Source organism: Streptococcus oralis (assembly GCF_001588645.1).
GTDB classification, from domain to species: domain Bacteria; phylum Bacillota; class Bacilli; order Lactobacillales; family Streptococcaceae; genus Streptococcus; species Streptococcus oralis_AB.
Genome location: NZ_LAYF01000059.1, coordinates 1 through 327, shown reverse-complemented (window position 1 = coordinate 327; position 327 = coordinate 1). Strand labels below are relative to the sequence as shown.

At 44.3% G+C, this 327-nt stretch carries 1 pseudogene; it reads left to right on the top strand.

Annotation, left to right across the window (positions count from 1 at the left end):
• Positions 1-327: pseudogene (locus A0739_RS09830) on the top strand (methionine--tRNA ligase); the annotation flags it as partial.

Sequence of the window (327 nt, the reverse complement as noted above, 5' to 3'; positions counted from 1 at the left end):
TGACCAGCTCCCAGCAGGTCTGACAGTTGTAGAAAAAGGAACGCCAATCTTCCCACGTCTGGATATGGAGGAAGAAATTGCCTATATCAAAGAACAAATGGAAGGCAATAAACCTGCGGTTGAAAAAGAATGGAATCCAGAAGAAGTGGAGCTTAAACTTAATCGTGAAGCGATCAAATTTGACGACTTTGATAAGGTAGAAATCCGTGTTGCAGAGGTCAAAGAAGTTTCTAAGGTTGAAGGCTCTGACAAGTTGCTCCAGTTCCGCTTGGATGCGGGAGACGGTGAGGATCGCCAAATCCTCTCTGGTATTGCTAAATACTATCC